The organism is Thiohalophilus sp. (genome assembly GCF_031581315.1).
Lineage (GTDB): Bacteria > Pseudomonadota > Gammaproteobacteria > UBA6429 > Thiohalophilaceae > Thiohalophilus.
The window spans coordinates 1-5690 of the sequence record NZ_JAVLAZ010000069.1 but is presented as its reverse complement, the minus strand read 5'-3'; the positions used below and the strand labels follow the sequence as shown (position 1 = coordinate 5690).

The following is a 5690-nucleotide window of genomic DNA, read 5'->3' as shown; positions in this document are numbered from 1 at the left end:
GCGTCCATTTGCGTTTATTGGCGGATAGGTACCTGTAAACACTGTCCCACCCTGGCGGTGAAAATACCATTTTCAAGGTTTGCTATAGCATGACTGATACCCCCGACATCCTGAAAAAGATAATCGAGCGCAAGCGCGAAGAGGTGGCCGAACGCCAGGCAAGGGTTCCGTTGTCGGAACAGCAACAGCGCGCGGAGCAAGGATCGCCGGTACGGGGTTTTGTTCGCGCGATCGAGCAACGCCTGGCGAATAATCAAGCGGCAGTGATCGCCGAGATTAAAAAGGCTTCGCCCAGCAAGGGTGTGATGCGCGATCCGTTTGTACCGGCCGAGATAGCCCGCTCCTACGAGCAGGGCGGTGCCGCCTGTCTGTCGGTATTGACCGATGTCGATTTCTTCCAGGGTAGTGATGATTACCTGCAACAGGCCCGCGAGGCCTGTTCCCTGCCGGTATTGCGCAAGGATTTCATGATCGACCCGTACCAGGTTTACGAGGCGCGGGCGATCGGTGCTGATTGTATTTTGCTGATCGTGGCCGTGCTTGACGATGCACAAATGCGCGAGTTGCATGACCTGGCCCACCAACTGGGCATGGCCGTGCTGGTGGAAGTGCATGATGCCGAAGAACTGCAGCGGGCCCTGAAACTCGAAACGCTATTGATAGGTATCAATAACCGCGACCTGCGCACCTTCGAAACCCGACTGGAAACAACACTCGAACTGCTGGCGTCGATTCCCGATGATTGTATCGTCGTCACCGAAAGCGGTATTCACACCCCCGGCGATGTCAGTCGCCTGCGCGACAACAACGTCCACACCTTCCTCATCGGCGAAGCCTTCATGGTCGCCGAAGACCCCGGTGCCCGGCTCAAGGATTTGTTCGAATAGTAGTTATACCGGGATTAACGCGGAGGGCGCGGAGTCGCAGAGGCGCGGAGAAAATAATTTTGTACAGTTATAGCCGTACTGCATCGTTGGTTTCAGAAATCGGGCAGTAATTTGAAGTGGTGATAAAGCTATTTTTGGGGACGAAAATGCGCTGCCACGTAGAAGTAAAAAGTTAACTGCGACAAAATAGAAATATAAAACAGAAAACTCTGCGGCTCCGCGCCTCTGCGACCTCCGCGTTATTTTCCAGCAACCCTGAAAAGTGGCACTCAGCGGGTGCCGAAGACGACGATCGTCTTGCCCTTGACGTAGATCAGTCCCTGCTCTTCCATGGTTTTGAGGACACGGCCGACCATTTCGCGGGAGCAGCCGACGATGCGGCCGATTTCCTGGCGGGTGATGCGGATCTGCATGCCGTCGGGGTGGGTCATGGCATCGGGTTGCTTGCACAGGTCCAGCAGGGTGCGGGCGACGCGGCCGGTGACGTCCATGAAGGCCAGGTCACTGACCTTGCGACTGGTGTCGCGCAGACGGGTGGCCATCTGCCGGGCCACGGCGAACAGGATGTCCGGGTGTTCCTGGTAGAGCTGGCGGAATTTGGCATAGCTGATTTCGGCGACTTCGCAGGTTGTGCGGGCGCGGACCCAGGCACTGCGATTGCGTTCCTCGTCGAACAGCCCCATCTCGCCGAAGAAATCGCCCTTGTTGAGATAGGCCAGCACGATCTCCCGGCCTTCCTCGTCTTCGATCAAAACCGAAACCGAGCCGTCCACGATGTAGTAGAGAACCTCGGAGTCGTCCTCGGCATAGATGATGACGCTTTTGGCCGGATACTGGCGCCGGTGGCAATGCTCCAGAAAGCGATCCAGCGTGGGAATGCCCGTATTTTCAACCTTGGCCTGAACCATGCTTTTCCTTATATAGTCTGCTGACGTCGGTTGCCGCCTATGGTATACCAATAAAAGGTATTTACAATAGAACCGGCGATTTTCGTCGCCGAATTGAGAATGCCGTCACCCCGCCGGGGTGCTGAAGCGGCAGCGGTTTTGCAGTCGCCGCCCGGAATTATAGGTAATGCCGGCCGGTTCTGCACAGGCAATCAGTGTGATTCGGGAGGATGACAGTCAAATGAAAGCGCGGATTAAATGGGTCCAGGATGCCACTTTTGTCGGAGAATCAGGTAGCGGTCATGCGGTGGTGATGGACGGTCCACCGGAACACGGCGGGCGCAATCTCGGCATACGTCCGATGGAAATGTTGCTGCTGGGCATGGGCGGCTGTACCAGCTTTGATGTGGTCAATATTCTGAAAAAATCACGCCAGCCGATTCGTGATTGCTTTGCCGAGCTGTATGCCGAACGCGCTGAAACCGAGCCAAAGGTGTTCACCCATATTCACGTCCACTTTGTCATTACAGGCAAGGGCCTCAGCGAAAAACATGTCAAGCGGGCCGTGGAACTGTCGGCAGAGAAATACTGCTCTGCTTCGATTATGCTGGCCAATGGGGGTGTCGAAATCAGCCATGACTACGAAGTACTCGAACCGGAAGATGAATGACCGCACCGGCAACTGAACTGAACCACAAGGAATAATTTTTATGGCTGACTTTCCCGGGCTCGTGCACAGTTATTACCAGGCCTGGTTCCGTTTTCATCCCGAGATGGCGGTGGATCTGGGTGTACGTGGTTTTGAATCACAACTGACGCCGTTTGCTGACGATGAGATCGGTGCCCTGAAGGCGTTGAATGAAAAACTGATCGACGCGCTGGATGAAATTGATACCTCGGTATTGACGGCGGCACAGGTGATAGACCGGGAAGTGATGTATGGCGCTGCTGTCATCGAATCCTCCGAACTGATCGAGCATGACTGGCGTTATCGGGATCCCGCCCGTTATCTGCCAGTTCACGCCATCTATCAATTAACGCTGCATAATCTCAAATTAAACAAACAGCATTTGCAAAACCGGCTGCAGGCCATTCCGCGTCATTTGCGTAATGCCCAGTCCAACCTGCAGAGCGAGCCGGAGGCGATCCCGCCCGTGTGGCTGGAAGCCGCGCATACCGAGGCCGTGCAGGGCGCGGACTACTTGCGCAGCCTGCGCAAACATCCGGTGTTTATTAAGCACGGACTCAACGCGGAACTGGAACAGGCCGCGCATGCCGTCGACGAGTTTGCCCATTTTATGGAGGTCGAGCTGCAACCGAAGGCCGCGGGTGATTTTGCCTGCGGTACAACCTGGTTCGAACGCCTGTTACATCATCGTCATGCCCTGCCGATCAGTGCGCGGCAATTGCATGCCCTGGGCGAGCGTCTGTTTGAAGAGACGTTAACCGAACTGAAGGCCGTCACTGTCGAGTTGCAGGGAGACGAGGATATCCGGCAACTGACCGAAAAGATCCATGCCCGTCACCCGGCGGCGGAAGAACTGCTCGAACAATACCGGCAGAACATGCAGGCCGCGCATACCTTTGTTGCCGAGCACGACCTGATCAGCCTGCCGGGCAAGGAGTCACTCAAGGTTATTGAGACGCCGACCTTCTTGCGTCATGAGATTCCCTTTGCCGCCTATATGGAGCCGCCGTTTAACGATCCCGAGCAACAGGGCTATTACTATGTCACCCCGGTCGAGGATGCGTTGTCGCTGGGTGAACACAACAGGGTCAGTCTGCGCCATACCTGTGTCCACGAAGCCTGGCCCGGGCATCATTTGCAATTTGTCACCGCCAACCGGGGCCATCGTTCGAGCACCCTGCCGCGCCTGGTCAACCCGTCGGCAACCCTGTATGAAGGCTGGGCGCTCTATTGCGAGCAGTTAATGCAGGAACAGGGTTTCCTCGACACGCCGGAGTCGCGTTTCGTATTGCTCAAGGACCGGCTGTGGCGCGCACTGCGTATCATGCTGGATGTGGAGCTGCACACCCGGGGGCTTTCGCTCGCGCAGGCGGCCCAGCGGATGGAGCGGTGGCTGGGTTTCACGCGTGAACAGGCGCTGGCGGATCTGGGCTGGTATACCCATGCACCGACAGTGCCTATGGGATACGCCACCGGCTGGGCCCTGATCAATACGACCCGCGAGCGTTTGTCGCAACTGGAAAGTCCCTTTGAGCTCAAATCCTTCCACGATCGACTGCTGGCGGAAGGCTCCATCGCGCTGCCACACGTGATCCGCAGCCAGTTCGGCAGGCCGGTCTGGGACAGCGTGCAACGCAGTATCTTCACCGAACCGGCATCCGGAACGGACGCCTGATCGGTTGCCCGGTGGCAACTGACTGATTTGGCGACATAATCTCTAGCAGTTTGTGCTGCGTATCGGCACAGGGATAAAAACGCCTGACGCCCCCGTGCGGTTGGTTTAAAATGGTTGTTTTTTCCCGATCGGGCTCATAAGGAGAATGCGATGAAACGTCCCGTTGCCACAGCCGGTTTGCGTCATGTTGCCCTGTATGTCCGGGAATTCGACGCCTGCGAGCGGTTCTATGTCGAGCTGCTCGGGATGCGCGAGGAGTGGCGCCCGGACCCCGCTAATCTCTATCTCACCTCGGGCAACGATAATCTGGCGTTGCACCGCAGCGAGGAGGACTTCGACGGACCGCAACATCTGGATCACATCGGTTTCATTCTCGACACGCCCGAAGCGGTGGATGAGTGGTATGAATTCCTGCTCGCCAATGACGTGTCGATGCGGACCAAACCCAAGACCCACCGGGATGGTGCCCGCAGTTTTTATTGCTATGATCCGGATGGCAACGTGGTGCAGATGATCTATCACCCGCCACTGGCAAAAGCGTAACGAGAGGTAAGCTGTTGGACAAAAAACACAGCAGAAAGATTCGTCTGATGGGGTTCAATAACCTCACCAAGACACTGAGTTTCAACATCTACGATGTCAACTATGCCGATACCGCCGAGCAACAGGAGGCCTATATCGAGTATATCGACGAGGAGTACAATGCCGAACGCCTGACCAATATCCTCACCGAGGTGAGTAACATCATCGGTGCCAATGTGCTCAATGTGGCACGCCAGGACTATGAGCCCATGGGCGCCAGCGTCACCATGCTGATCTCGGAGGAACCGGTCATCCCGGAAGAAGACCTCGACACCAACGCGGCCCCGGGCCCGTTACCCGAATCGGTCGTCGGGCATCTCGACAAGAGTCACATTACCGTGCATACCTATCCGGAAAGTCACCCGGATAACGGCATCAGCACCTTTCGCGCGGATATCGATGTCTCCACCTGCGGGCGCATCTCACCCCTGCGCGCATTGAACTACCTGATTCACAGCTTCGAGTCGGATATCGTGATCATGGATTACCGCGTGCGCGGCTTCACCCGCGATGTTCGGGGCAAGAAGCATTACATCGATCACAAGATCAACTCGATTCAGAACTTTCTGGCCAAGGACACCAAAAATCTTTATCAAATGGTGGACGTCAATATGTACCAGGAAAACATCTTTCACACCAAGATGATCCTCAAAGAGTTCGACCTGGATAACTACCTGTTTGATGTCAATGCCGGGGACCTGCCCGAAAACAAACGCAAACAGCTGCACCAGCGTCTGCAAAAAGAGATGTTGGAAATCTTCTACGCGCAGAACATGCCGAAACTCACGAAGTAAAAGTTGGCAGTCATCAGATGGCAGATGACAGCAAAAACCCGGCTTAGAATTTTTGCAACTGCCAACTGCCAACTGCCAACTGCCAACTGCCAGCTTTATTTAGTGGTAGGCCGGACATAGCGAAGCGGTGTCCGGCAACCCGGGAGATGCCCGATACCGCGTTGCTATATCGGGCCT

At 55.8% G+C, this 5690-nt stretch carries 6 protein-coding genes; 5 read left to right on the top strand and 1 reads right to left on the bottom strand.

Going from position 1 to position 5690, the window contains the following annotated elements:
* Window positions 1-89: 89 nt before the first annotated feature.
* The gene (gene trpC / locus RI563_RS10045; protein WP_310694244.1) at window positions 90-887 is read left to right on the top strand and encodes an indole-3-glycerol phosphate synthase TrpC; all 798 of its coding nucleotides are present in this window, start codon (window positions 90-92) and stop codon (window positions 885-887) included.
* A gap of 269 nt (window positions 888-1156) precedes the next feature.
* On the opposite strand, the gene crp is transcribed toward trpC, so the two are convergent.
* Window positions 1157-1795, bottom strand: coding sequence for a cAMP-activated global transcriptional regulator CRP (gene crp, locus RI563_RS10040; RefSeq protein WP_310694243.1), 639 nt, complete (start codon window positions 1793-1795; stop codon window positions 1157-1159).
* Between the two features lie 220 nt (window positions 1796-2015).
* On the opposite strand from crp, the gene RI563_RS10035 reads away from it, so the two are divergent.
* The 4 genes from RI563_RS10035 (at window position 2016) to speD (ending at window position 5513) form a co-directional block, all read left to right on the top strand.
* Window positions 2016-2444 (top strand): OsmC family protein, encoded by a 429-nt coding sequence (locus tag RI563_RS10035; protein ID WP_310694253.1) that lies wholly within the window; start codon window positions 2016-2018, stop codon window positions 2442-2444.
* A 40-nt stretch (window positions 2445-2484) separates the two neighbouring features.
* A complete protein-coding gene (locus tag RI563_RS10030; RefSeq protein WP_310694242.1) occupies window positions 2485-4137 on the top strand; it encodes a DUF885 domain-containing protein in 1653 nt (550 codons plus the stop codon).
* A gap of 150 nt (window positions 4138-4287) precedes the next feature.
* Window positions 4288-4680 (top strand): VOC family protein, encoded by a 393-nt coding sequence (locus RI563_RS10025; RefSeq protein ID WP_310694241.1) that lies wholly within the window; start codon window positions 4288-4290, stop codon window positions 4678-4680.
* Between the two features lie 47 nt (window positions 4681-4727).
* Window positions 4728-5513 (top strand): adenosylmethionine decarboxylase, encoded by a 786-nt coding sequence (gene speD, locus RI563_RS10020; protein WP_310694240.1) that lies wholly within the window; start codon window positions 4728-4730, stop codon window positions 5511-5513.
* Window positions 5514-5690 lie beyond the last annotated feature (177 nt).

Excerpts from the sequence above, each read along its gene's own strand:
- trpC (WP_310694244.1), top strand. The coding sequence starts at position 90 with ATGACTGATACCCCCGACATCCTGAAAAAGATAATCGAGCGCAAGCGC.
- crp (WP_310694243.1), bottom strand. The coding sequence starts at position 1,795 with ATGGTTCAGGCCAAGGTTGAAAATACGGGCATTCCCACGCTGGATCGC.
- RI563_RS10035 (WP_310694253.1), top strand. The coding sequence starts at position 2,016 with ATGAAAGCGCGGATTAAATGGGTCCAGGATGCCACTTTTGTCGGAGAA.
- RI563_RS10030 (WP_310694242.1), top strand. The coding sequence starts at position 2,485 with ATGGCTGACTTTCCCGGGCTCGTGCACAGTTATTACCAGGCCTGGTTC.
- RI563_RS10025 (WP_310694241.1), top strand. The coding sequence starts at position 4,288 with ATGAAACGTCCCGTTGCCACAGCCGGTTTGCGTCATGTTGCCCTGTAT.
- speD (WP_310694240.1), top strand. The coding sequence starts at position 4,728 with ATGGGGTTCAATAACCTCACCAAGACACTGAGTTTCAACATCTACGAT.